This is a genomic window from Parendozoicomonas haliclonae (assembly GCF_900174585.1).
Taxonomy (GTDB): Bacteria; Pseudomonadota; Gammaproteobacteria; order Pseudomonadales; family Endozoicomonadaceae; genus Sansalvadorimonas; species Sansalvadorimonas haliclonae.
Window position 1 is genome coordinate 614,061 of record NZ_FWPT01000002.1, and the last position, 23,433, is coordinate 637,493.

At 51.6% G+C, this 23,433-nt stretch carries 27 protein-coding genes; 13 read left to right on the forward strand and 14 right to left on the reverse strand.

Annotated elements, in window-relative coordinates; translation table 11 throughout:
- The first annotated feature begins 284 nt into the window (after window positions 1–284).
- Together EHSB41UT_RS05975 and holA are read left to right on the forward strand one after the other, a co-directional pair.
- Window positions 285–836 (forward strand): LPS-assembly lipoprotein LptE, encoded by a 552-nt coding sequence (locus tag EHSB41UT_RS05975; RefSeq protein ID WP_087107774.1) that lies wholly within the window; start codon window positions 285–287, stop codon window positions 834–836.
- Window positions 837–844: 8 nt separating this feature from the next.
- Window positions 845–1,897, forward strand: a complete 1,053-nt coding sequence (gene holA / locus EHSB41UT_RS05980) for a DNA polymerase III subunit delta (protein ID WP_087107776.1) — start codon at window positions 845–847, stop codon at window positions 1,895–1,897.
- Between the two features lie 8 nt (window positions 1,898–1,905).
- On the opposite strand, the gene EHSB41UT_RS05985 is transcribed toward holA, so the two are convergent.
- Window positions 1,906–2,856, reverse strand: a complete 951-nt coding sequence (locus EHSB41UT_RS05985; protein ID WP_087107778.1) for an AEC family transporter — start codon at window positions 2,854–2,856, stop codon at window positions 1,906–1,908.
- Between the two features lie 143 nt (window positions 2,857–2,999).
- Here EHSB41UT_RS05985 and EHSB41UT_RS05990 point away from each other — a divergent pair, with 143 nt between their 5' ends.
- Window positions 3,000–3,617, forward strand: a complete 618-nt coding sequence (locus EHSB41UT_RS05990; protein WP_087107780.1) for a LysE family translocator — start codon at window positions 3,000–3,002, stop codon at window positions 3,615–3,617.
- Here the strand turns inward: EHSB41UT_RS05990 and EHSB41UT_RS05995 are convergent.
- Window positions 3,614–4,951 carry a phosphatidylinositol-specific phospholipase C domain-containing protein gene (locus EHSB41UT_RS05995; protein WP_087107782.1) on the reverse strand — a complete coding sequence of 446 codons (1,338 nt, stop codon included), beginning with the start codon at window positions 4,949–4,951 and terminating at the stop codon, window positions 3,614–3,616. The genes EHSB41UT_RS05990 and EHSB41UT_RS05995 overlap by 4 nt on opposite strands.
- 215 nt (window positions 4,952–5,166) lie before the next feature.
- Here EHSB41UT_RS05995 and EHSB41UT_RS06000 point away from each other — a divergent pair, with 215 nt between their 5' ends.
- On the forward strand, window positions 5,167–5,454 hold the full coding sequence (locus EHSB41UT_RS06000; RefSeq protein WP_087107784.1) for a hypothetical protein: 288 nt from the start codon (window positions 5,167–5,169) through the stop codon (window positions 5,452–5,454).
- A 64-nt stretch (window positions 5,455–5,518) separates the two neighbouring features.
- A complete protein-coding gene (locus tag EHSB41UT_RS06005; protein ID WP_087107786.1) occupies window positions 5,519–5,809 on the forward strand; it encodes a hypothetical protein in 291 nt (96 codons plus the stop codon).
- Between the two features lie 61 nt (window positions 5,810–5,870).
- Here the strand turns inward: EHSB41UT_RS06005 and ilvD are convergent, their stop codons facing one another.
- The 4 genes from ilvD to EHSB41UT_RS24445 form a co-directional block, all read right to left on the reverse strand.
- Entirely contained in the window at window positions 5,871–7,712 is a 1,842-nt protein-coding gene (ilvD, locus tag EHSB41UT_RS06010; protein ID WP_087107788.1) for a dihydroxy-acid dehydratase, read from the reverse strand.
- A 127-nt stretch (window positions 7,713–7,839) separates the two neighbouring features.
- Window positions 7,840–8,253 (reverse strand): acyl-CoA thioesterase, encoded by a 414-nt coding sequence (locus EHSB41UT_RS06015; RefSeq protein WP_087107790.1) that lies wholly within the window; start codon window positions 8,251–8,253, stop codon window positions 7,840–7,842.
- Between the two features lie 48 nt (window positions 8,254–8,301).
- Entirely contained in the window at window positions 8,302–9,354 is a 1,053-nt protein-coding gene (locus tag EHSB41UT_RS06020) for a helix-turn-helix domain-containing protein (protein ID WP_087107792.1), read from the reverse strand.
- Window positions 9,347–9,538, reverse strand: a complete 192-nt coding sequence (locus tag EHSB41UT_RS24445; protein ID WP_133060414.1) for a hypothetical protein — start codon at window positions 9,536–9,538, stop codon at window positions 9,347–9,349. The genes EHSB41UT_RS06020 and EHSB41UT_RS24445 overlap by 8 nt, the downstream gene beginning before the upstream one ends.
- Here EHSB41UT_RS24445 and EHSB41UT_RS06025 point away from each other — a divergent pair.
- Window positions 9,521–10,396: a metal-dependent hydrolase gene (locus EHSB41UT_RS06025; protein ID WP_087107794.1), complete on the forward strand. Its 876-nt coding sequence runs from the start codon at window positions 9,521–9,523 to the stop codon at window positions 10,394–10,396. The genes EHSB41UT_RS24445 and EHSB41UT_RS06025 overlap by 18 nt on opposite strands.
- Here the strand turns inward: EHSB41UT_RS06025 and EHSB41UT_RS06030 are convergent.
- The 4 genes from EHSB41UT_RS06030 to EHSB41UT_RS06045 are packed head-to-tail and all read right to left on the reverse strand — an operon-like array spanning window position 10,372 to window position 14,581.
- Window positions 10,372–10,995 (reverse strand): DUF3833 domain-containing protein, encoded by a 624-nt coding sequence (locus EHSB41UT_RS06030; protein WP_087107796.1) that lies wholly within the window; start codon window positions 10,993–10,995, stop codon window positions 10,372–10,374. The two genes, EHSB41UT_RS06025 and EHSB41UT_RS06030, sit on opposite strands and share 25 nt — an antisense overlap.
- A 9-nt stretch (window positions 10,996–11,004) precedes the next feature.
- Window positions 11,005–12,297, reverse strand: coding sequence for an SAM-dependent methyltransferase (locus EHSB41UT_RS06035; protein WP_087107799.1), 1,293 nt, complete (start codon window positions 12,295–12,297; stop codon window positions 11,005–11,007).
- Window positions 12,294–13,172 (reverse strand): DUF1365 domain-containing protein, encoded by an 879-nt coding sequence (locus EHSB41UT_RS06040; RefSeq protein WP_087107801.1) that lies wholly within the window; start codon window positions 13,170–13,172, stop codon window positions 12,294–12,296. The genes EHSB41UT_RS06035 and EHSB41UT_RS06040 overlap by 4 nt, the downstream gene beginning before the upstream one ends.
- Complete coding sequence (locus EHSB41UT_RS06045; protein WP_087107803.1) at window positions 13,172–14,581, reverse strand: NAD(P)/FAD-dependent oxidoreductase; 1,410 nt, start codon at window positions 14,579–14,581, stop codon at window positions 13,172–13,174. Before EHSB41UT_RS06045 ends, EHSB41UT_RS06040 begins: the two co-directional genes overlap by 1 nt.
- Before the next feature lie 176 nt (window positions 14,582–14,757).
- Between EHSB41UT_RS06045 and EHSB41UT_RS06050 the strand changes: the two genes are divergently transcribed.
- The 3 genes from EHSB41UT_RS06050 (at window position 14,758) to EHSB41UT_RS06060 (ending at window position 17,528) form a co-directional block, all read left to right on the forward strand.
- Window positions 14,758–15,372 (forward strand): sigma-70 family RNA polymerase sigma factor, encoded by a 615-nt coding sequence (locus EHSB41UT_RS06050; RefSeq protein ID WP_087107805.1) that lies wholly within the window; start codon window positions 14,758–14,760, stop codon window positions 15,370–15,372.
- Window positions 15,369–16,052 (forward strand): ChrR family anti-sigma-E factor, encoded by a 684-nt coding sequence (locus tag EHSB41UT_RS06055; RefSeq protein ID WP_087107806.1) that lies wholly within the window; start codon window positions 15,369–15,371, stop codon window positions 16,050–16,052. The genes EHSB41UT_RS06050 and EHSB41UT_RS06055 overlap by 4 nt, the downstream gene beginning before the upstream one ends.
- 96 nt (window positions 16,053–16,148) lie before the next feature.
- Complete coding sequence (locus EHSB41UT_RS06060) at window positions 16,149–17,528, forward strand: sodium-dependent transporter (RefSeq protein WP_087107808.1); 1,380 nt, start codon at window positions 16,149–16,151, stop codon at window positions 17,526–17,528.
- Here EHSB41UT_RS06060 and EHSB41UT_RS06065 read toward each other — a convergent pair.
- Genes EHSB41UT_RS06065 through EHSB41UT_RS06080 form a run of 4 tightly spaced genes read right to left on the reverse strand, consistent with a single transcriptional unit; the run spans window position 17,506 to window position 20,895 of the window.
- Window positions 17,506–18,120, reverse strand: coding sequence for a PqiC family protein (locus EHSB41UT_RS06065; RefSeq protein ID WP_087107810.1), 615 nt, complete (start codon window positions 18,118–18,120; stop codon window positions 17,506–17,508). The genes EHSB41UT_RS06060 and EHSB41UT_RS06065 overlap by 23 nt on opposite strands.
- Window positions 18,117–19,007 carry an MlaD family protein gene (locus EHSB41UT_RS06070; RefSeq protein ID WP_087107812.1) on the reverse strand — a complete coding sequence of 297 codons (891 nt, stop codon included), beginning with the start codon at window positions 19,005–19,007 and terminating at the stop codon, window positions 18,117–18,119. The genes EHSB41UT_RS06065 and EHSB41UT_RS06070 overlap by 4 nt, the downstream gene beginning before the upstream one ends.
- A complete protein-coding gene (locus tag EHSB41UT_RS06075) occupies window positions 19,007–19,807 on the reverse strand; it encodes an ABC transporter ATP-binding protein (protein ID WP_087107814.1) in 801 nt (266 codons plus the stop codon). The genes EHSB41UT_RS06070 and EHSB41UT_RS06075 overlap by 1 nt, the downstream gene beginning before the upstream one ends.
- Before the next feature lie 2 nt (window positions 19,808–19,809).
- Complete coding sequence (locus EHSB41UT_RS06080) at window positions 19,810–20,895, reverse strand: MlaE family ABC transporter permease (protein WP_087107816.1); 1,086 nt, start codon at window positions 20,893–20,895, stop codon at window positions 19,810–19,812.
- Between the two features lie 236 nt (window positions 20,896–21,131).
- Here EHSB41UT_RS06080 and EHSB41UT_RS06085 point away from each other — a divergent pair, with 236 nt between their 5' ends.
- From EHSB41UT_RS06085 to EHSB41UT_RS06100, 4 genes are read left to right on the forward strand one after another with little or no spacing between them, the layout of a single operon-like run.
- A complete protein-coding gene (locus EHSB41UT_RS06085; protein WP_165767164.1) occupies window positions 21,132–21,653 on the forward strand; it encodes a GspH/FimT family pseudopilin in 522 nt (173 codons plus the stop codon).
- Between the two features lie 2 nt (window positions 21,654–21,655).
- Window positions 21,656–22,105, forward strand: a complete 450-nt coding sequence (gene pilV, locus EHSB41UT_RS06090) for a type IV pilus modification protein PilV (protein WP_087107818.1) — start codon at window positions 21,656–21,658, stop codon at window positions 22,103–22,105.
- Window positions 22,102–23,010 carry a PilW family protein gene (locus EHSB41UT_RS06095; RefSeq protein WP_087107819.1) on the forward strand — a complete coding sequence of 303 codons (909 nt, stop codon included), beginning with the start codon at window positions 22,102–22,104 and terminating at the stop codon, window positions 23,008–23,010. The genes pilV and EHSB41UT_RS06095 overlap by 4 nt, the downstream gene beginning before the upstream one ends.
- Window positions 23,007–23,432 (forward strand): hypothetical protein, encoded by a 426-nt coding sequence (locus EHSB41UT_RS06100; protein WP_087107821.1) that lies wholly within the window; start codon window positions 23,007–23,009, stop codon window positions 23,430–23,432. The genes EHSB41UT_RS06095 and EHSB41UT_RS06100 overlap by 4 nt, the downstream gene beginning before the upstream one ends.
- Window position 23,433: the final 1 nt, after the last annotated feature.

Genomic DNA, 23,433 nt, shown 5'->3' on the forward strand with positions numbered 1-23,433 from the left:
GTTTTAAGCGCCCGAGATCTGTTGTTTTGTAACAGGAAGCAGTGAGAATAATCACTACGGTTACAACGTCCAGCCAACCGGTTTATTTTTATTCTCAGGCCATAACTAATGTGAACTTAAGCCACATTAAGTGGTTCTTATTACCCGCAAAACACAAAGAATACCGGTAGAATCGATTCGCTTTCATGCCTATAGGGCAATAACAGCAAACACATCGTTTTCCGTGAGGGAGATGGTTATAATTCCTGATTCAGGATTGATCAGTCTAAAAGCGAACCCGTCATATGAACCGAATTCAAAGGATTTTTTCGCCGTTTCTGGTGGTCATGCTGGCCGTTATGGTTAGCGCCTGTGGCTTCCAGCTGCGCGGAACCGTCAATGTAGCCTCAGACCTTAAGCACCTTTCTATCGAAGGTGGTGAACGTGACTTCCAGCGTCTGCTGATGCACCGACTGGAGCAGGCGGGTATCGCAATTACCGATTCAGCTCCTTACAAGGTTGAAATCCTGTCCCTGACCGATGATGAAATGCTGGCCAGCACCTCAGGTGGCAACATCGTCACTGATTATGAGCTGACCGTCACCCTGAACTGGCAGCTGGAAAGTGAAAGCGGCGAAGTTCTGCTGCCAGCCCAGAAGCTGACCCAGCAGGGTGTTTATCAGCGCTTTATTAATGAGTACAACGCTTCCCAGAATGCCCGTGAGCAAACCATGGAAGAGCTGCAGCAAAACCTGGCCATGGCACTGACTCGTCGCATCGCGGCTCTGACCGACGCCGAACTGCAGGCTCTTGCGGATCAGGCCAGAGAACGTGCTGCACAGACTGAGGCTCAGTAAACCAGCCTATGAAGCTGCGCCATCTGAATGATCTGCCCAACCAGCTCCGAAAGGAGCTGGCACCCGTTTATATAATTGCCGGTGATGAACCGTTGCAGGTTGAAGAAGCCTGCGACAGTGTTCGTTCAACGGCACGGGAGCAGGGTTATACTGATCGCATCGTCCACCACGTTGATGCTCACTTCCCCTGGCAGGAAATCCTTGCCGAGGCCAATAGCCTGTCCCTCTTTGCCAGCCGTCAGATTATCGAAATACGGGTTCCATTCGATAAGATTGGTGATGGCAAAAAGGTGCTGCAGGAATATGCTGAGAACCTGCCGCCGGATACTCTTCTGCTGTTGATTACCTCCCGTATTTCCAAAAAACAGGAAAGCGTGAAGTGGTTCTCTGCCCTTGAGCAGCGTGGCGTTTATGTGCAGGTGTGGCCGGTTGAACCGCATCAGATGGCCGGCTGGATTGGCCAGCGGCTGAAGCGGAATGGTCTGCGAGCAGAGCCGGAAGCAATTACCCTGCTGGCCGATTTGCTGGAAGGCAACCTTCTGGCCGCTGCTCAGGCTGTCGAACAGCTAAAGCTGGTCGCCGACCAGAATGCCATCACTCTGGAAACCGTGCGCAATGTTGTTGCTGACAACGCCCGCTATGATGTGTTCGGTCTTGCGGATGCAGTGCTGGCTGGAGATGTACGCCACAGTCTGCGTATCTACAATGGCCTGATAGCAGAAGGTACAGAGCCCACGATTATGCTGTGGGCTTTGGCGCGGGAACTGCGGCTGGTCAACCATATGGCCAGCGGTATGCGACAAGGTTCAGGCATTGATCAGGTGATTGATCAGGTTTCCAGTGCCCATAAACAGGTACCTTTCCTTTTGAAAAAGAAAAAGGGCAGCTATCAGGGCTTTATTCACCGTCATGGTGAACGGGCGATTCGGGAGATGATCACCAAAGCAGCCACTATCGACCGCATTCTCAAAGGTGCCGAACCGACCATGAGTGCCAACGATGAACTTCTGGCACTGGCCATGCGCATGGCCGGACTTCCGACACCTGCTTCACTCGTATAAAGAGTGCCTTAAATCAGCCCCCAGGTACGCATCAGAAACAACCCAAGGCTTACCACCGGTAATGCTCCGATAGACGTCAGCAGAATAATGTTGGCGGCCAGATCACTATTACCATCGTAAGCCTTGGCCATTACAAAACTGGCTGCTGCTGTCGGGCAGGACAGCATCAGAAATACCGTTCCCAATTCCATTCCCCGATACCCCGCCCATATCATCAGCGGCATGGTTGCTGCCGGCAGCAGTACCACCTTGAAAAGGCTCGCCCAAAACGAGGCATGACTGGTTTTAGTAAAGGCCTGAAGGCTCAATGTTCCACCAACTCCAAGCAAAGCCAGCGGCAGAGTAATCTGAGCAAAGTAGTGACCCACCTTGGTAATCACACCGGGAATAGTCAGTCCGGTAAAACTGAACCCGACACCGGCAAACACAGCAATGATCAAAGGATTGCAGATAATATTGCGGGCAATTCTGCCAAGGTCGATCTTCTGCGTTGCATCAGACTGGTAATAGCTGAGAAAAAACACCGACAGAATGTTATAGATGGGAACCGTAGCCGCCATCATCAGCGAAAGCTGAGCAATCCCGGGTTCGCCGTACATATTTCCGGCCAGAGCCAGACCAATAATCGCCAGATTGCCCCGAGAGGCACCCTGAATAAATATCCCTCTGTCTCTCCTCTCTGGCACAACCTTTAGAGACAATAACCAGGAGAAGAAAAAGCCACCTACGGCGGTAATAAAAGCCAGCAGCAGGAGTCGCGAATCCATAGCCTCCTCTTTGCCAAAAGAAGACAGGCTGAAAAACAACACGGCCGGCAGCCCGAAGTTAAACACCAGTCGGGAAGAAACCGTTATAAAGTGATCATCAATAAACCCTGTACGCTTCAGTACAACTCCCGCCAAAAGCATGATGCAAACAGGCAGGGTCACTCCCACAATAAACAGCAGCGTGTCCAACATCTCAAACCGACCAGGGTATATTTCAAAGACAAGAACGATGATACTTGCAGGCACTGGCTCAAGGACAGAGCACCATCCAATCAAACCACTGAATTCTGCCGGATCTGATACTATTCCGGCTCAATAAACATAAGGGTGTTGTTATGAGCCTGACCGAGTGGCTGCCAATTCTCGCTATCTGTGTTTTGGGGGCGATGACACCCGGACCCAGCCTGGCTGTTGTTCTGCATAACACCATGAACGGTTCGCGCCTGCACGGTGTTGTTACCGGTATCAGCCACAGTCTGGGCATTGCTATTTATGCGCTGGCGGCAACGACCGGTCTGGCATTGCTGATCACCGGCTCTCCCTTCCTGTTCCGCTGTATTACCTGGGGCGGTGCTGCTTATTTGATCTGGCTGGCCATTAAGGCTTTTCGGGCACCGGTATCTTCCGGTGAAGACGAGTCTGTTGAGAAGGTAAAAACCCTGACGTTTCAGGAAGCGGCTCGGCAAGGGTTTCTGATCTCTTTCCTGAATCCGAAGATTGCCGTGTTCTTTCTGGCACTGTTCAGCCAGTTTGTCACCCCCGGCGCAGAAGCTGTGCAGCAGGCCATCATGGTGCTGACGGCAACGATCGTTGATGGAGGATGGTATGCACTGGTGGCGCTGGCGTTCAGTCATCCACGACTGTTGCCATGGTTGCAGCAGAAGTCCGGAGTGATAAATAAATTAACGGCCGTTGTTCTGCTGTTGATCGCCGTACGAATTCTAATGAATTAATTCTGTTCGAGATGCTGCTGATTAATCAGCATGCAGGCCCGGTACACATCGCTGGCGCCGATAAAATCCTGAAGCACGATATTCACATGCCGCCCTCTTTTGACGGCGGCATTCTCCAGATAGCGGGTAAAACCTGAAGGATAACGCAGGGTCTTCGCCAGCATCTCCGTTGCACTTGGATAACCGGGAATGGCCATATTCTTGATGTCTTTATCGGTAGGGGTCAGCACCATCTGGGAGACATAAAAGATGTTTTTATTGCGGTTCACTATCCCATCCCGCAGGCTGTTCAAAAGCTCATCCGGACGATTTTTGTCATACCAGGGATTGGTCAGTGAGCGATAACGGCTCCAGATCATAGAGTCATCCTGGCTATCATTCGCCACCACAATCACCTGTCGGCCGGCATTTTGCATCTGTGGAATAGTGACTGACATCCCCATAGATGGCGGAGCAATTCGGTATCCCAATTCATCCCGCAATAAGTTGTACATGACCTTGCGCTCAGCCGATGACATGCCATGGGTTTCCTGCACATGGAAGATCACCACCTCTCCCGGATTCTCTTCCACAAACCGCCGCAGACCATCAACAATATTCTGCATTGAGTCTCCCACCAGCCCGTGAGCCGCTACCAGCTTGCCATCAATGCTGCGGGCACGAATATCCAGGTACCTAGCCCCTCTTTTAAGCTGCTCGTAAATATCATGGCGCTGGTTTTTCGACCAAAGTGTCATGACCTGCTTCACGGGAATGGTCAGCCCGGTGTTTTTGAACTTGCTCAGCAGATCCAGCACTTCCTGATCCTGATATGGGTCTGTGGCTGATAAGCCATTGATGGTGTAACTCCCGGAGTTATGGGTGCCCGGCATGCAGATACTGTGGAGTGGGATATTACTGCTGCCAAACAGCCGGTACATCCATGATTCGGAGGGAGGAACATCACCCTTGGCATCAAAGCGTAAATTAATGCCGTAGAGCTTATCGATTCGCTTTGCCTGACCGAACTCAACTTCCACCCCTTTCAAATGGCTGTAATCCAGCTGACGAACCTCCTTCCAGCTGCCAAAGCTCTTCTTCTCGTAGATTTTTACGGTATTTCCCAAATCAGCGGCCAGACACCGCTCCTTGCCCCATTTAAGGTGATACCGATCACCATCCTCCGGAAAGACCTTATCCCGGCCCTTGTGTACCGAGAAAGCTATGCTCAGATTGCTGGCAACCGCTGCGGCATTGGTGTGCAGGCGATTGTTAAAGCACACCTCATTGTCGGCAGCCTGCGCTTCGCGGAACAATCCTAGAACCAGAACAAGGGTAACGACCAAGACTTTCATCGTATTCTCTGCGTCGATAGCAATTGCCGGTTTTATCGGCAGGATGCCAATGAATCTGCAAAATCGTATCGACCTTGGTCGTGCCTTTAAGACGCATAACCCTGACCAGATCTAGACCTAAGCCGTAATTTCCCCTCCCGCTCCGAACTTCACTCCCTGAGCCCAGTCAATGGTAACGAAAGGAATACAACAGCCGGCAGGCACAAGGAGGTTTTATGGAACGCAAAGAGATCGCCTGGACACTGACCCGCGCAGCGGGTGTATGGATGCAGATTCTGGCCATCCAGATGCTGCCGACTTTGGCGCTGGCGCTGCCGGAAATGGCGAATATCCTGCTATCCTGGGACACGCTGATGGAGCACCACACCCTGCTTACCCTCTTCAGCCATGGCCCGGTCGCTCACTCCGGTGGCATCCTGAGCCGTTTGGGTATCTATCTCGTGGCTGGCTTCTATCTGATGGCCCGTGGTGAGAGCCTGATTCGTCTGCTTAGCAAAGCCTGAGAGATAAAGAGCGCTTTTCGCAGGCCGATAGGGCGGTTAATAACCGCCTTCAGGAGCCCCGGCCATGCAAGGAGCCTCAAAAGCCGACCAGACCGCTCAGCAGCAGGGCTTTGCCTGCCCGGTCTCTGCTCGCAGCTTTTCCGCAGAGGAGAGCAAGCAGTTCCACTTTTACACCGAACATATCGTCGGTCAGTTCGATGATGCGGCCTCGCTCCCCATGCCCAAAAGCAATAAAAGGGAGTGGCTGGGGCGGTTGCGGGATTATTTAATGGAAGAGGGTCAGGTTAGCGAGCCTAACAAGCAAAAGATGGCGGCATTGATGAAGCTTTATGATGCTCACTGGATTGAAGAATAATCCTATCCTTGAAACAAAGAACCCGGCCAAACAGCCGGGTTCTTTGTATTAAAAGGATAAATCAGTCAAACAGGCTTAAATCCCTCACCGCTCCTTTATCAGCACTGGTCGCCATCTTGGCATAAGCCTTCAAAGCCGTAGACACCTTACGCGGGCGCTCCTTGAGCGGTTTCCAGCCCTCCTTGCCTTTGGCATCCATAGCCGCACGGCGTGCAGCCAGCTCTTCATCGGTCAGTTTGACATTGATGGTCCGGTTGGGAATATCGATCTGGATAATATCGCCCTTCTCAACCAGACCAATCGCACCACCAGCCGCAGCTTCGGGCGAAGCATGACCGATAGACAGACCTGAGGTACCGCCAGAGAACCGGCCATCGGTCAGCAGCGCACAGGCCTTACCCAAACCTTTGGATTTCAGGTAGCTGGTTGGATAGAGCATCTCCTGCATACCCGGACCGCCCTGCGGACCTTCGTAACGGATGATGACCACATCACCTTCCTTCACCTTGCCATCGAGAATATCGCTGACGGCGTCTTCCTGGCTTTCACAAACGTGAGCCGGGCCTTCAAACACCAGAATGCTTTCGTCTACGCCGGAGGTTTTCACCACACAGCCATCAACAGCAATATTGCCGAACAGGACTGCGAGGCCACCTTCCTGGCTGTAGGCATGCTCCAAAGCACGGATACAGCCATTCTCCCGATCGGCATCCATACTTGGCCAGCGGGTGCTCTGACTGAAGGCTTGTGTCGTACGAATGCCAGCAGGACCCGCTTTATAAAAGGTTCGGACATCTTCATCTTTGGTCTGCATGATATCCCACTTGGCGAGCGCCTCTTTCACCGAAGCACTGTGAACGGTAGGAATATCGCTGTGCAACAGACCAGCACGATCCAACTCCCCCAGAATGCCGACAACGCCACCCGCACGATGGACGTCTTCCATATGGTATTTCTGGATATTCGGCGCCACCTTGCAGAGCTGCGGCACCTTGCGGGAAAGACGATCAATATCTTTCATATCGAAATCGATCTTACCTTCCTGGGCCGCCGCCAGAAGGTGCAGAATAGTATTGGTGGAACCGCCCATGGCGATATCCAGACTCATGGCATTTTCAAACGCCTTGAAGCCGGCAATATTTCGCGGCAGCAGTGATTCATCATCCTGCTCGTAGTAGCGGCGGGTGATATCAACAATCCGTCGTCCCGCTTCCAGAAACAGCTGCTCACGATCAGAGTGGGTCGCCAGCATGGAGCCATTGCCTGGCAGAGATAAACCCAAGGCTTCGGTCAGACAGTTCATGGAGTTGGCGGTAAACATACCGGAGCAGGAACCACAGGTTGGGCAGGCGGAACGCTCATACTCATCCACCTTTTCCTGATCTTCATCGGAAGCAGCGATGACCATGGCATCTACCAGATCAAGCTTGTGCTCAGCCAATTTGGTTTTCCCGGCTTCCATCGGGCCACCGGAAACAAAGATCACCGGAATATTCAGACGCATGGCCGCCATCAACATTCCCGGGGTGATCTTGTCACAGTTGGAGATACACACCAGCGCATCGGCGGTGTGGGCATTCACCATATATTCTACGGAGTCGGCAATAATATCCCGGCTGGGCAGGGAGTAGAGCATGCCGTCATGACCCATAGCGATACCGTCATCGACAGCAATGGTATTGAACTCCTTGGCAACACCACCTGCTTTCTCAATCTCACGGGCCACCAGCTGCCCCATGTCTTTTAGATGAACATGGCCTGGCACAAACTGGGTAAAGGAGTTGGCAACCGCAATAATCGGCTTCTGGAAATCGCCATCGGTCATACCGGTGGCACGCCAGAGCGCACGGGCTCCGGCCATATTCCGTCCGTGGGTGGATGTACGGGAACGATATGCGGGCATGGGCGACCTCTACAAGCTATCACAGACCGCCTTCAGCGAAGGCTCACTTTTATCAGCAGCCTGTGTTTTTTCTGATTTATTTCGATTTGTGGCAGAAGATTACACCAAAACCCGACACATTAGCGATTCATTCTGCTTTTTCCACATCCAGCAGATGTTTTTCCAGTTCTGCACGGATAGTGTCGGGGATGGGCCGTGACTGTTTGGCGCTGTGATCAAAGTGAATCATCACCGCATCACCACGGGCACAGCACTGGCCTTCCTGCCAGACTTCCTGACGAATCGTCATCGAGGAATTACCGATCTTGGCCAGGCCGGTTCTGATCTCAACATCACGACCGGTGCCGTAATGAATCTCGGCCAGAAAATCGACTGAGATACGGGCAATAATCAGCTTCCAGTTGTTCACATCCATATCCGGAGTAAACAACTGAAAGATAGGCTCGCGTCCAGCCTCAAACCAGACCGGCACCACTGTGTTATTGATGTGGCCCAGGGCATCGGTTTCACAAAAGCGCGGGGCCAGAGTTTCTACGAACATAACACCTCAAATCATTTTACTTATTATTGTCTGTGCAGCTTTCCAGCCTCAGCTGTCTTCCGGCTCAAGCTGCTGCCGGTAATAACCGGGGGTATGACCGGTCCATTTGCGAAAGGCCCGACCAAAGTTGCTGGGATCATTGTAATCCAGTCGTTCAGCAATCTCGTCCACAGTCAGACGACTGTTCTGCAGATAGTGAATGGCCAGTCGTTCACGCTCTTTGTTGATCAAATCACGGTAGGTGGCATCCATCTCCTGCAGCTGACGACGGAGTGTACGGGGTGAGATAGAAAGATAGTCCGCCGTCTGTTCCAACGACGGAATCACACCTTCACGGCTACGGATAAAAGCCAGAACCTTGCCGAGCAGACCGGTTTCTACCTTCATATCCTCAAGCTGCTTCTGACACTTCCGCTCGGCAGCTTCACGGGTAATGTCGTCGGCCATCGGCAAAGGTTTGGAAATATAACTGGCAGGAAAGCGGAACTGGTGCGCCGGCTGGTCGTAGACCACCTGCATATCACCAAAATCAAAGTCGTCGTAATAGTCCAGTTTGGACAAAGCCAGATGCAAATCGTGTCCTTTAGAAGCATGGGGTCCATAGCTGAACATCCGCATCACCTGATGGGTGCCGATATAGGCCTCGACATAAAAACGACGGTTATCGCCTAGATCCATCGCCTCATCAAACTGCAGAATGGCGACTTCGTCCTTGATATCCAGCGACACCACCATCAGAGGAAAGCGGGTGCCCATATACTGGACGGACATATTTACCATCTCACCAATGGAGCTGCTGGCGAGTACGGCTGTACCCAGCACACCATGACTGGCCAGATTCATACGCAGGCCAAGATGCCAGCCCAGACCGGGCTCGGGGGATTTCTGACGACAGAGGGTCACCAGGCGATCACAACGCTCAAAGTCCAGAGTGCTGTCGTCCTGAACGAGTTCTTCCGGACGAATACCGGCGGCCATCAGCAAAGGCTGTTCGTCAAAGCCATACTCTCCCATCAACGCCAAAAGGTGGCGAATGTAGACCATGGGAATGGCAATTTTTTTGCGAATGCGTTTTCTGGTTTGTTCTTTTACTTCATTCATAGGCTCTAAAAACACCCTGATCCGTCACCGCTGCCAGTACAGCCACCGGCATAATGATGGACGATACAGCCACAATAAGAATACGCTGAACCTGTGTTATAGCTTCTTCATTATTACCATAATGGCGTGGTGATGACACTGAAAAGCGCTCATCAGAGAGCAAGCCATGACTGCAACCAACCATCCCAAGCGCCCTGCCGGAGTCGATGTAAAACCCAGACACGTTCAGTTTGATCTGAAAGACCTGGACCATTACTGGCACGGTGGCGACCCGTTCAAAACCCACTTTTTCAATGGCCTCTCCACGCTGTTTCCTCAGGGCGAGCGCTTCTTTATTGATTCCGTTCGGGCAGTGATGGATAAGGTTGAAGACCCAACTCTAAAAGAAGAAGTGAAAGGCTTTATCGCTCAGGAAGCCATTCATGGTCACGAGCACGATAAATACAACCAGATGCTGCAGGATCAGGGGTTTGATATCGCAAAGCTGGAACGCCATCAGGATTGGTGGACGAAACTTGGCCACAAAACCATGACCAAGAACCAGCAGCTGGCAACAACCTGCGCCGTTGAGCATTTCACCGCGATCATGGCCAATGCCATTATGGAAGATCCTGAGCGCTGGATCGGTGGGGCGCCCGAAGCCATGCAGGCCATGTGGCACTGGCATGCGATTGAGGAAACGGAGCACAAAGCCGTCTGCTTTGATGTGTATAACGAAGTGGGTGGTTCTTACATCGTGCGTAACCTGATGATGATGCAAACTACGATTCACTTCTCTTACATGATCGCCCGCCATGTCTGCCACTTCCTGGCCAAAGATAAAGTGCTTTGGAAATGGCAAACCTGGAAGACCGGTTACCAGTTCCTGCTTGGTAAGCGCGGAATTATCCGACAGGTGTTCAAAGATTATCTGGATTACTATCGCCCGGGCTTTCACCCTTGGCAGCAAGACAACAGCCGTCTGGTAGACGGCTGGAAAGAGAAGTACGACGATCGTTTTCTGCGCAAGTCGAAGGGTCAGGAGTTAGCTGCAGCGTCCTGATCTTTTGAAGGATTGCAGGCCTTATCGAGCAGGTTGCCCTCTTTGCTGAAAGCAAAGGTCAACCTGCCAACGTTGAAGCCCCACTTGGTCACCTTGGCAATATTCAGCAGGATGCCATCGTCCTGCAGATAGAGGCGATCATCAAAGTTAAGCCGCCATGTCCGGCCAGACACCGGCAGTTCCAGCTTGTACTTCCAGAAAAAGGTATTGCCGGCACTCTGCCCTTTGGCCAGACCGATCACATCACCTGCTGTTCCTTCGTACTGGTTATCCGGGAGAATTTTTATCTTCCAGAGACGGGTGGATTCCGTACCATCTTCATAAGTGAAACGCTCATCCAGTTCCAGAACGTTGTTCTCCACCTTGCCATCCATTTCGACTTTGTAGCAGCGGGTCACATTACCGGAGCGATCCTCAAAAACACCCCAGGCCCAGGTCCGCCCCTTGAAATAATCCTCGATTTTTAAGGTTGGGCTGTCCATATCAATCACCGGTTCCCGTTTCAGTTCCACAGTATCAATATTGAGGTTGGCCAGTGCCATTACCGGCATCAACAGGGAGAGAACAAAGCCGACTATTTGCTTGCTTATATTTTTCATGGCGCTCCCTCATAACGGCTTCTGTAGCTTGTAGAGCCGCACATCAATGCTGTCGCCATTAAAGCCGGCTTCACAATAGGCCAGATAGTAATTCCACATCCGGCGGAAACGTTCATCAAAACCCTGCTTCTGAATAGTTGGCCATGCAGAGTTAAACCGCACATACCACTCCACCAGCGTGCGGGCATAATCGCGACCAAAGGCCAGCGTGTTATCCATTACCAGACCGGCCTTGCTGATCTGTTCCTGCATAATCTTGTGGGACGGCAACATGCCACCGGGGAAAATATACTTCTGGATAAAGTCAGCCCCTTCCCGATAGCTTTCAAACCGCTCGTCATCAATAGTGATCACCTGCAGCACAGCAATACCGCCCGGTTTCAAACTGTCGTAGATCTTCTGGAAATAAACCGGCCAGTGGGCCTCACCGACGGCTTCAATCATCTCTACAGAAGCAATGCGATCGTACTGACTTTTCACATCGCGATAGTCTGTAAGAGAGAAGGCAAACTTTGATTGATCGGCCAACCTGTCTTTAGACCATGCCAGCTGCTCATGGGACAGTGTCACCCCGTGGTAGCTGCCCAGTTCACGCTCTGATAACACATCCGCCAGACCACCCCAGCCGCAGCCGATTTCAAGAAGGTTGTGATGCTGTTCGATCTCCAGCCAATCGAGAATGGCGTTGTATTTATTCAACTGCGCCTGTTCGAGCGTATCCTCTCCATTTTTATAAAGTGCACTGGAGTAAGTCATGGAAGGGTCGAGCCATAGCTTGTAGAAGCTATTGCCGAGATCGTAATGGGCTTCGATATTTTTCCGGCTACCCCGTTTGGTGTTGTCATTCAAACGGTGTAGAAGACGGTTAAATTTCTGGCTCAACCAACTAGGCTCGAAGACCTGCTCCAGCCGACTCTCATTCTGCATGGCCCATTCAGTGACTTGACGGATATCGGGAGTATCCCAGTCTTCAGCCATATAGGTTTCCGCCCAACCGATAAGTCCACGACGGGAGCCATTAATCACAGCCCAAGGATTGATAAGGCGAATGGACGGAACAGCTTTGCTTCCATCAAAAGTTCCCAGAGTCACCGGCTTGCTGCCCATAATGCTGAGCTGCAAGGCAGAGACACCCGCCTGTTTAAATTTACCCGCCAGCCAACCCGCACAAAGACGAGCCAGCAAAGGAAGACCTTCTGTAGCGCTGGTGTCGCATGCTTCTGATGACGTTTTTGATGACGCTGTTGATGAAGTGGTTATTGCCAGCACCTCATCGGATATCTGACGCTTTGCCGGATTCATAGGCTGCTCTCCCTGCCAGATAACATGGCATTCTCTGAACTTATTAATGGCTTTTTATGGTTGTTATGAATGTGGGTATCGATGTTATTTGCCCTGAGACTCAATCCCCGGCTCCAGCGAAAACGCCCTGTGGCTTTATGGGAAATAATTGCCACCCCTTTCAGCCAGAGGCGCAACGCCTCCCAATGAATGGCACCAATAACTTTCAAGGTCATAAAGGGCAGTGATAAAGCCTGCCGAAGTATTTGCCGGTCAGATATGGCTTTACGATCACCAGAAAAGACCGCACCAAACACTCGCTGGGCACCGTTGAACAGACTGATGCCCAACACAACAGACTGCTCGGGTAGTTTGATTTTGAATTGGTAAGCGTGTCCTGCGGTTTCAAAAAACGGCGACACATGCAGCTTCTTACTGACTTCCTGTCGGATGGTCTGCCCTGCACCTTCAGGTTCTGCAATCACATAAGAGTGACGTTCACCAAAGGTGTTGGTGACTTCATACACAACGGCGGTTATCTGATTATCAGCGTCATAACAGAAGAACGTTGCCAGCGGATTAAATGTGTAACCCAGAATCCGTGGATAGCAGAACAGGGCAATGCGCTTTGGCTCTGCTATACCCTGCTCCGCAAGTAATTCAGATACATACTCCCGCAGCGTTTGTCGGGGAACAGAGTCCGACCAGTTGCCATGATCGCCAGTATGAAAGGAAACCAGATTAAAACGGTTTAATGAGAACAGCTTGAGAGATTGATTCAGCTGCTCCAACTCATCCAGATCAAACAGCCAGGAGGTGACGCGATAACTGAACCTGTGCTTTTTGGGGTGTAACCGATTATGCATCAGCACCCCACTGTAAAGTGCGGAATTCATTACCGCACTCCTGCCTGCATAAATGAGGCTTCTGTAAATGTTGGCGTAGCCCGACTGTACCAGTGCTCCGGCAGATGCAGACGATCATTTTGACCTTCTACTCGCCATGGTCGGCACTGTCCGCCCAACTCTTCGGCTACCGCAAGGCCGGACTGCAAACCATCTTCGTGGAAGCCATAGGCAAACCAGGCGCCGCAGAACCATGTGCGGTTGCGTCCCTGCAGTTCCCATAGTCGGGTTTGTGCTTCAATGGCACCTTGATCAAAGACCGGATGGTCATAAAGAAAACTTCCATGAATCATCGATGGTTCCATCTCGGGATTCAGAGTCACGAATAACGGCAGATCATCAATATGCTGCAGGCGGTTCATCCAGTAAGTGACTGCCGGGCCAGTGCCTTTCCCAAGATTGCCTTGCGTCTGAGTCGCCTCGGAGGTGTTTCCAAGATAATTCCAGCTAGCCCAGGCTTTTCTGTTGCGGGGCATAAACCGTTTATCACTGTGCAGCAGCGCACGGTTGCGCTGGAACTTAAATGCCCCCAGCAGCAGCTGTTCCAGCTCGTCAGGTTCCTGTAACAGTTTTAGAGTGGTATCCGCATGGCAGGCCATCACCACATGATCAAAGGTGTGTTCCCGTCCCTGAATATCCAGCACCTCAACCCGATCAGGATAACGACGCACTTTGCGCACACAGCTGTTCATTAAGACATGGGGGCCGATATCGGCAATCATTCTGCGAACATACTCACGGCTACCACCGGTGACCGTTCGCCACTGGGGGCGATCAGACAACTGCAACAGCCCATGATTTTCACAAAAGCGCAGGAAAGCCAGCGCAGGGTAATCCAGCATCTTATCAGCGGGTGTGGACCAGATCGCTGCCCCCATTGGCACAAGATGCTCATTCACAAACGCTTTGCTGTAACTGTGTTTTTCCAGCAGTTGACGCAGGCTGATATTGGCACCCAGCGTCTGCTGCCACTCACCACTAGCGCGATAGAAACGCAGGATATCCGTGATCATCTGCCAAAAGCGCGGACTAAACAGATTCTTACGCTGGGCAAATAATCCGTTGAGATCGGTGCCAGCGTATTCTGTTTTGCCATTGTTGAGGGACACCGCAAACGACATATCGGTTTCGGAAGACGGAACATCCAAATAATCAAACAGCGCCGTTAAATTGGGGTAGGTGCGTTCGTTAAAAACAATAAATCCGGTATCAACATCAATCTGACCATTCTTGCCGGAAAGAGTCACTGTATTGCTGTGGCCACCAAAACGGTCATCCTTTTCAAACAAAGTGACATTGTGCTGGCGGGACAACAACCAGGCACTGGAAAGCCCAGCAATGCCCGAGCCTATAACCGCAATATTCAGGCCTCTGTTTTTTGTTTTGGGTGATGACGACATGGTGGAACTCGTGAAGTGAATTAACACTTATTACGAGCCCCTAATTAAAGCGGATCACTCAATCAGCTTTTACTGTCCCAAAGGGTGATCCTTATAGGTATTTTCCTCGTAGAAATGCTGAGTAGCTGATAACGTAATGAAAGAGTATGTCGCACCTCAGCCAGATCAGAGTCAACATGGACACATTTGGAAGTGCCTCAGAACCACGGGGCAAATCGCCCAACAGCAGTGCGCCCAATAACAGCGCGCCTGACAGTATCAATCAAAAGCTGGTTGATCTTGGAAGGTATCGGGACAAACGCCTGTTCCTCGCCATTTACGATCACTTTGCCCCACGCCTGAAAAGCTATCTGGTTGGTCGCGGAGCCCACAGCGAGATTGCCGAGGAGCTGGTTCAGGAAGCCATGCTCTCCGTCTGGCGTCATAGCAGCACCTACAACCCGGACAAAGCCACGGCGTCTACATGGATCTTCCGCATCGCCCGAAATCTGTGGATTGACCGGATGCGCAGAGACAAGGCTCACCTGTTAACATCGCTGGATAGTTGCCCAACCGATCTGTATCCGGATTTGAGCTTCCAGCCCAGCCTCGCCCCACTGGATGGAGACACGCTTAAATCAGCTATTAATAACCTGCCTCAACAGCAGGCGCAGCTGGTGTACAAGGTTTATTACCAGGGCAAAACCCACAGGGAGATTGCTGACGAATGTGATATCCCCCTTGGCAGTGTGAAATCAGGTCTGCGTCTGGCCTTCGGCAAGCTGAAAAATGCATTAGGAGGTGAGCTATGAAACCTCAACATCATCCCGATTCCAGCTCTCTGATGAGCTATGCGGCCGGCAGCCTGCCTGACTCGATCGCCACAGTAATTGCCTGCCATGTTTCCACCTGTGAACAGTGCCAGCGCAATGTCGCAGAAGCCGAGCAGCTCGGCCGTTTCCTTATGGAGAGCTCGTTACCGGAGCAAAGTGAGGAAGAGTCGCAACATATCGATCTGGCCCCCAATGCCCGTGACGATATTCTTGCCCTTATAGACAGCGATGAATATGTCGAGCCGCAAGTCGTAGTCGAAAGTGATGTGCAGGAAGCCCCCTCTGATGTTCCCCTGCCGTTACAACCTCTGCTGGGCAAAAGCCTCGACAACCTGCTCTGGAAAAGCATGGCTCCCGGCCTGAAACAGTTTGTTCTTCCGGCAACCAGCGGCACCTTACGCCTGCTGCGCATCGCACCAGGTACCAGCATGCCGATTCACAGCCACACAGGCTCAGAGGTGACGCTGGTACTGCGAGGTTCCTACTACGATGAGATGGGGCGGTTTGGAGCCGGCGATGTGGCGGACCTTGATCCCGAAGTAGAACATCAACCGGCAACTGCAACCGGTGAAGACTGTATCTGCCTGATTGCAACAGACGCTCCATTGAAGTTCTCCGGACTGGTCCCCCGGCTGCTACAGCCTTTCTTCCAGCTCTGATTCACTCCCAAAAGACGGCCGATCTCCTAACCGGCCGTCTAGGGTTTGTTAACAAGTGCGGCTGCTAGACTGTTCTCAAACGATAAGGGAACAAAAATGCCGGACACCTCTCTGGACACAGAGCCACCTACCAAAACACCCTCCCGAGCCGGCTTTAGTTCCCGGCTTGGTTTTGTTCTGGCGGCAGCCGGTTCCGCAGTAGGTCTTGGCAATATCTGGAGCTATCCCACTCAGGTGGCAGAGAATGGTGGAGCCGCCTTTGTTGTTATCTATTTTCTGCTGACCATTCTACTGGCTTACCCCGCACTGGTGGCCGAGCTGTTGATCGGACGTTACGCCCAGAGTAATCCCGTCTCGGCGTTGGAAAAGCTTCCAGAGAACATTGTCTGGCAACCGGTGACCCGGCTGACGGCTCTGATTGCCGTGCTGATGATCTGCCTGATCTTCAGCTTTTACAGCATTGTTGGTGGCTGGATTATGGGGTTTACTCTGTCGCCACTGCTGGAACTCCTCAGCTTTAACACCGCTGCTCACTGGCTGGAAACCTTCTCTCCCGCCAGAAACCTGCTTTTGGCCGTGCTGTTTACTATTGCCACGCTGGCCGTGGTGAATGGTGGTGTCAAAGATGGCATTGAGCGCTGGTCTTCAAGACTGATGCCGCTGTTGATTGTTCTGCTGCTGGCGTTGATTGCTTTTGTCACAACCCAGCCGGGAGCCATGGAAGGGTTAAAACACTACCTCGTACCCGATATCTCCCGTATCGATACTTCACTGGTACTGAGTGCACTGGGGCAAGCATTCTTCTCAATGTCTCTCGGAGTGGGCGCGATGATGGTTTACGGCTCCTACCTGAGCAAAACCAGTAATCTTCCAACAGTCGCATTTCAGGTCTGTATGCTGGATACAGCGATCGCCTTTCTTGCCGGTCTGTTGATTATCCCCGCGTTGTTTGTCGCCCTGAACCTTGGGATTAATATTTATTCGGAATCGGGCCAGCTTATCCATAGCGATACGCTGGTCTTTGAGGTGCTGCCGGCCTTGTTTGGTGCCCTTGGGAGCTTTGGCGTTCCCGTCGCGATAGCGTTCTTCTGCTTGATGAGTATTGCTGCCCTAACCTCTTCCATCTCCATGCTGGAAGTACCGGTCTCCTGCCTGATTGAACGTGCAGGAATGAACCGCACCAAAGCCAGCACGCTGGTCTGTTTAGGCGTATTGCTGATAGTGGCACTGGTCACGTCTTCTTTTGATCCGCTGTTTGGTGCCATTGTTACGCTCACCACCCAGTATGCCCAACCCCTCAATGGCCTGCTGTTCTGCCTTTATGCGGGATGGCTGATGGGGCGCAACAGAAAGCTGCAGGAGATAAGAAAGGGCTGGCCAGAAGTAGAGCAGTCCCTGTTCTGGAGAATCTGGCCCTGGTATATCCGAATAGTCTGCCCAACTCTGATTGCGATTATTTTCCTGGCAGAGCATTAAGCTGCACAGCAATCTCTTCGCTAAGCTCCGCCAGCAGCAGACTAAAGCCTTGGGCAACAGCTTCACCGGAAGGTGTTGCTAGTTCAGTAGATTTCAAATCACGAAGCGTCATATCGGAAAGGTAGTCAGGGTTCGAGGCAATGATCTTTTTGTTGGCATTCCTGATCTGCCATGCGGCTTCCAGTGCCATACGTGAATCTTCCACTATCAGGTTCTGAACTCTGACCACAACAACAAAGCCCGGGCTGCTATCCGCAAACCAGGGACCGACACTGACATCCTTTCGCCTGGACAGACGCAAAAGATTTTCCCTCAGAGTCTCCGTTACCAGTCCCTGAAGCTCCCCACCCCAACGCTCATACTCCATCTTATTGATCTGGTAGGCGCCATCATTCCAGGTAATCTGGCGGCTATCCATCCAGCTGGGAACGGTAACCGGCATCAGACCAACAGACGTTGCAGCCCCCAGTACCCGATCATCCGGCGCATCAGCCTGCAGACGGTAATAGCGATTGGAAGGGGAAGACGAACAGGCGGCAAGAAGACCACCCATTACCATAATGATTGCGACAGATTTCAGTATACGAATCATGGCTGTTTCTCCCGCTTCCCTGTTAACAGAGCTTCCGGCTGCTCTTCCAGTGTCTCTGCCAGCTCTTCAACAGCTGTAGCCGCATGCGTCAGGCTTTCCAGACTTTCATTCAGGCGATAGATCAAAGGTGAATCCGGCGCCAGATGCCCATCTATCTTGGCCGTTGCCCCCTTCACCGAATTCATGCTGTCTTTCAGGCTGGTCATGGCTTCTTCCAGGTCCTGGCCTATCGCATCGGCACTGCGGCCCAGCTTGTTGGAAGAGTTCTCAATCGCCACCAGGGTCTTGTTCATTTGTGCAGGCAGGTTCTGGAAGTCCGGCGAACTGGTCAGGTTGTGGATATCGTCCAGCACCTGCTGCAGATGATCCGCCATCTGCACGAAGTCGATATCGTTAAAATCGTTCAGCTTTTCCAGATCACTGGGCACGGTTGGAATCTGAGGATGAATGGTATCCACCAGAATGGTCTGGGGTTTGTCCCGGTAGTAATCCAGCTCAATATAGAGACGGCCGGTTAAAAAACTCTGCATCTTGAGCTTGGCAGACAGGCCATCATCCAAAAGAATATCTTCCAGCCCGCCGTGGGTCTCTTCATCAAAGTCAATCCGGCCAGGATCAATATTCACGACAATGGAATTCAGCGGGGTATTGGAACTTTTATAGAAGCGGGCTTTCACCGTAACAACTTCACCAATCTGAACACCTTTCAGCGTGACCGGTGCGCCGGTTTCCAGACCTTTGACCGAGCTGTTATAAACCAGCTCGTAACGCATATCGTCTTCATCCCAGAAATCACCACCGCTGACCACCAGCGCCATACCCACGCCCAATGCCAGCATCAGGATAATAAACAGTCCGACCCCCACAGCCCGGGTACTGGTATTCATTATTGTTTGTCTCCCTGACGGCTTGCCATTGGTTGGCCCGCTTCTCCCCGCGATAAAAACGAACGTACAATGTCGTGGCGGCTGTGTTCCCGAAGCCAGACCGGACACCCGGTGTCCAGCAGCGTTTTAGTCTGGGCATCTAGAAACACACTGTTGGTGCCTACTGAAAAGATGCTGTCCAGTTCATGGGTAACCATAACCACAGTGGCGCCCGTGGAATCCCGCAGATTCAGAATCAGTTCATCAAGCCTGCGAGCACTCAGTGGATCCAGCCCTGCTGATGGCTCATCAAAGAAAAGTATATCCGGATCAAGCGCTATTGCTCGGGCAAGCCCGGCCCGCTTGCACATACCGCCACTGATCTGCGATGGGTAATAATCCTCATAACCTGCCAGCCCCACCAGCGCGAGCTTGAAAGCAACCCGTTCGCGAATCTGGCTTTTATCAATACCGGAATAATGCATGGGCAAAGCCACGTTCTCTGCCAGCGTCATTCCACTGAAGAGAGCGCCGCTCTGGAAAGTGATGCCCCATCGGGCCCGCAGAGCCTGTCGGGTCTTTTCGTCACCCGCCGTATAACTCTGACCATCGTAAAGAATCTCACCAGCGGCCGGCTCATAGAGCCCGATCAGATGCTTGAGTAGGGTACTTTTTCCACAACCACTGCCGCCCATAATGATAAAAATATCACCCTGGTTCACAGTGAAGTTCAAATCCTGCTGAATCAGTCGCGTACCATATTTCATGGTCAGGCCATGGATAGCAATGGCCGGTTCTTCCTGCTCAAAGGTTCTGCTCATACTCAGATCCCCATATGGAAGAACAGGATATTGATACCGGCATCAGCCACCACAAACAGCACAATCGCCATAACCACGGCTCTGGTAGTTGCCTGCCCCACCGCAGCAGAAGAGCCTCCGCAGCTCATACCCGCCTGACAACCGGACAACACAATCAACACACCAAACACCAGCCCCTTGAAGCAGCCTACGGCCATATCAACGACGCCGAATGACTGAATCAGCTGCGCGATATACAGCCGCGGTGTCATATCCATACCAAGCGCGACAACCCCGCCGCCGATCATGCCCAGAAAGAAACTATAAATGCACAACAGCGGCATAATAATGATCATCGCCAGTAGCCGGGGCATGACCAGAAAGTCCATGGCGTTAATGCCCATAGTGCTGAGGGCATCCACCTCCTCATTCACCTTCATCGCCCCCAGTTCAGCGGCCCAGGCAGCGCCGGTTCGACCGGCCATAATCACCGCCGTCATCAGCGCGCCCATCTCCCGAACCATTCCCAGCCCGACCAGATTGGCGACATACACCTCGGCACCAAACTGCTGCAGCTGAATAATTCCGAGATAGGCCAGAATCATGCCCACCAGAATACTGATCAGTGTAATAATCCCAATGGCCTGAGGCCCAGCCTGATGCAGAGCAGCAGACACATCGGTCAGACGTATATGGCTGCGCCCAATAAGAAAACGACCAAAGGCCAATGCCATCTCACCAATAAAGGCCAGAGTTTCCACGGCTTCGGTCAGCGTCTGATAAAAAGGAGCAAAGCGTTTGCTGAAACCTGCCTCAGGCTTTACCGGAGGAACCGCTGTCGCCAGAGTCATTGTTTGCTGTATAGCTTCCGGCATGGCAGAAAAGTCCAGCCGAGTCTCATTCTGGCTTGCCTGCAGTTCCAGCTGATAGAAGAAAGCGGTTAGCTGACTGTCCCAATGAAAGTCATGCCCCGGAATAAGCCTGATGGTGCTGGATGAACTGGTGATTTGTTCTTTAATTTTTCGGCAGGACTTCGCATTCATCACTCGCCAGTCGCCGGAGAGCGTGATCGATAAATGTGATGCGTCATCCTGATGGAATGAAATCATATTTTTTTTGGCTGCCTGTAAATTCAAGGCAAAATTTGTCTATTTATTATCCTAAATACTAATTGAACATACTGCTGATCTCTCGCGCAAGACACACCTCAAAATTAAGTAACCACTCACGCTGAAAAACCCTTTCCAGAGGTGACCAATATTTTTGATACAGAGCATACTAATGCCGGGAGTGCATGATATGATGCCGACTCATCTGATCTTGCTTGATGTTTGTTGTAGGCAAAATGAAGATAATAAAAACAAGTTCAGGCTTTACCCTTGTCGAAGTAATGGTCGTCGTCGCCATTCTATCCATTCTTACAACGGTTGTAGCGCCCAGCTTTTCTGATTTTATCAACAGGAACAGCCTTGCATCCGAAAGTAACAGGCTGAGTTCCCTGCTACGCTTTGCCCGCTCGGAAGCCATTCAGCGTCAGACCCCTGTCATTGTGTGTCTGGGTGAAAAGATTCCAGCCAAAGATACGAATACCGTTTCCGTGCGCTGCCTGAAAACAGCCGGTGACGATCCGTCTGAGCCGAACTTCCTGATTGCTGGTTTTCATGCCGACAATGATCGAAGCGCCTTTAACAGCAGTGAAACACTGCAAGCTCTACCACCTCTATCCGGCAATCTGGACATAACTCTGAACGACATTATCTTTTCCAAAGATGGCTCGACACGGAATACGCAGGCCATCGAACTCAAGGACGGCAGTGACAAAACAACCACCATCACTCTGAACGCTGCAGGACTGGTCATCCATTAACAATGAAGAATGTCCATAAAAAATCCGGGGTAGACACTGGCTTTTCCCTGATCGAAGTGCTGGTTTCCCTGCTGATACTGTCGATCGGCATTCTGGGTATGCTGGCCCTGCAAGGCTACTCGATGAAGTCCAACATAAACACGGAGCAGAAAACTCATGCCCTGCTGATTCTGGATGGTATTGAGGAGACGGTACTGGCTGACGCTGACAATAAAGGCAAAGCCATCTGTAAGGCCGATGCCCTGAAAGAATTTTCTGAAATGTTGTCTGATATTGATCCGACCGCTGAGCTGGGTCTGGAAGGTGGAGCAGGCGCGCCCTGCCCGACAGGAATATATAACAATCTGACCGTTTATAAGTTCCAGATCACTTTCCAGCAGCTGACTGGATTAACTTCAGCTTCCCGAACCGGGCCGGAAGAAATTGTAATGACCCGGGAGGTAAAAATATGAGCCTCCGGCATATTCACTCTCACCAGTCAGGTATTTCTCTTATTGAGCTGATGATTACTCTGGCGATCAGCTCAATACTGGTACTGGGTATCACCCGTTATTCTATTGATGCTCTAGCTTCACAACGTACCGTAACCAGTCAGGTCAATATTCAGGACTCTGCCCGGATTGCCATGGAGCGCCTGCGCAGGGATATCCAGCGTGCCGGCTATCGAGGCTGTAGTGATACCGTCAGAGTCATTGATGAAAAATCTGATGAAGCCGAGCTCTTGCTGGCCGGTGTCACTATTACCGGTTCAACGACCAATCCCGTGATTACAACAGCCTATCTGGCTCCATTGCTTGAGCAAACGGTGTCGCTGTCAGCTTCCACTGACCGCAAAAAAATTCTTCTGAACACCCCTGCTGATGTTTCCTTTGAAGAGCGTGAGGCTGCACCTCTCTTTATTGGTAACTGCCTGTCGATCCAACAGATCAGTCCAGCCAATATCACTGATGGAGACAGAGCCATTACTCTCGTCAGTGGCAATAACATTCCGGACTCTCAGGAAACCATCAATGAGCTGCTGATTGATCTTCAGAACGACACGCTGTCTGACAATGTCGTTTTGTATGAATACCACGAGAGTACCTACGCCTACTCTATCCACTCGCGCTGTGATGATCCGGATACTTCTCTTGAAGATTGTCAGGATGCCAGCAAGGGCGATGAAAAACCGTCTCTACGATTAAACGACGTAGCCTTTACTTCGGGTCTCGAGCGTGATGGTTTATCTGTCAAGGATATGGGTAATCAGGTCTACCAGATCAGGCTCAATTTCAATGATGAACTCCGCAATGAGACCAACAAACTCGGACTGTTCACAATGACGGTTAAGGCCAGAAATCTCGGAGAAGAGCCATGAATCATTTCAGGCAGCAGGGCGCCACTCTTATCGTTTCGCTGGTCATGCTGTTGGTGGTCACACTTGTCGGCATGTCGGGTCTTTACGACATTACCGTGCAAAACAAACAGGTTCGGTCTATTGAAGAAAGCCGCCTGTTCTATAACGAAGCCAATACCCTATTTGGTCAGGCCATGAATAAATTGCTGATTGATCCGGGGGCTGAGGATGTCTTTAGTTCCAGCCTCAGCGGTACAGCCAATACCATGGTCTATTCCGATGATGAGCGGTGCTTTGGTACAGGCAATGACCTGACCCAGCCTTACTCCTGTCGCTTCCTGCAAACCTCCGTGGGTTTTGCAGACGGGGATAAGCCGGATCTGGACGGCCCCCATGGCAGTTACACCCTGCACTACCAGTTCCGAACTTTTACCAACGAATAAT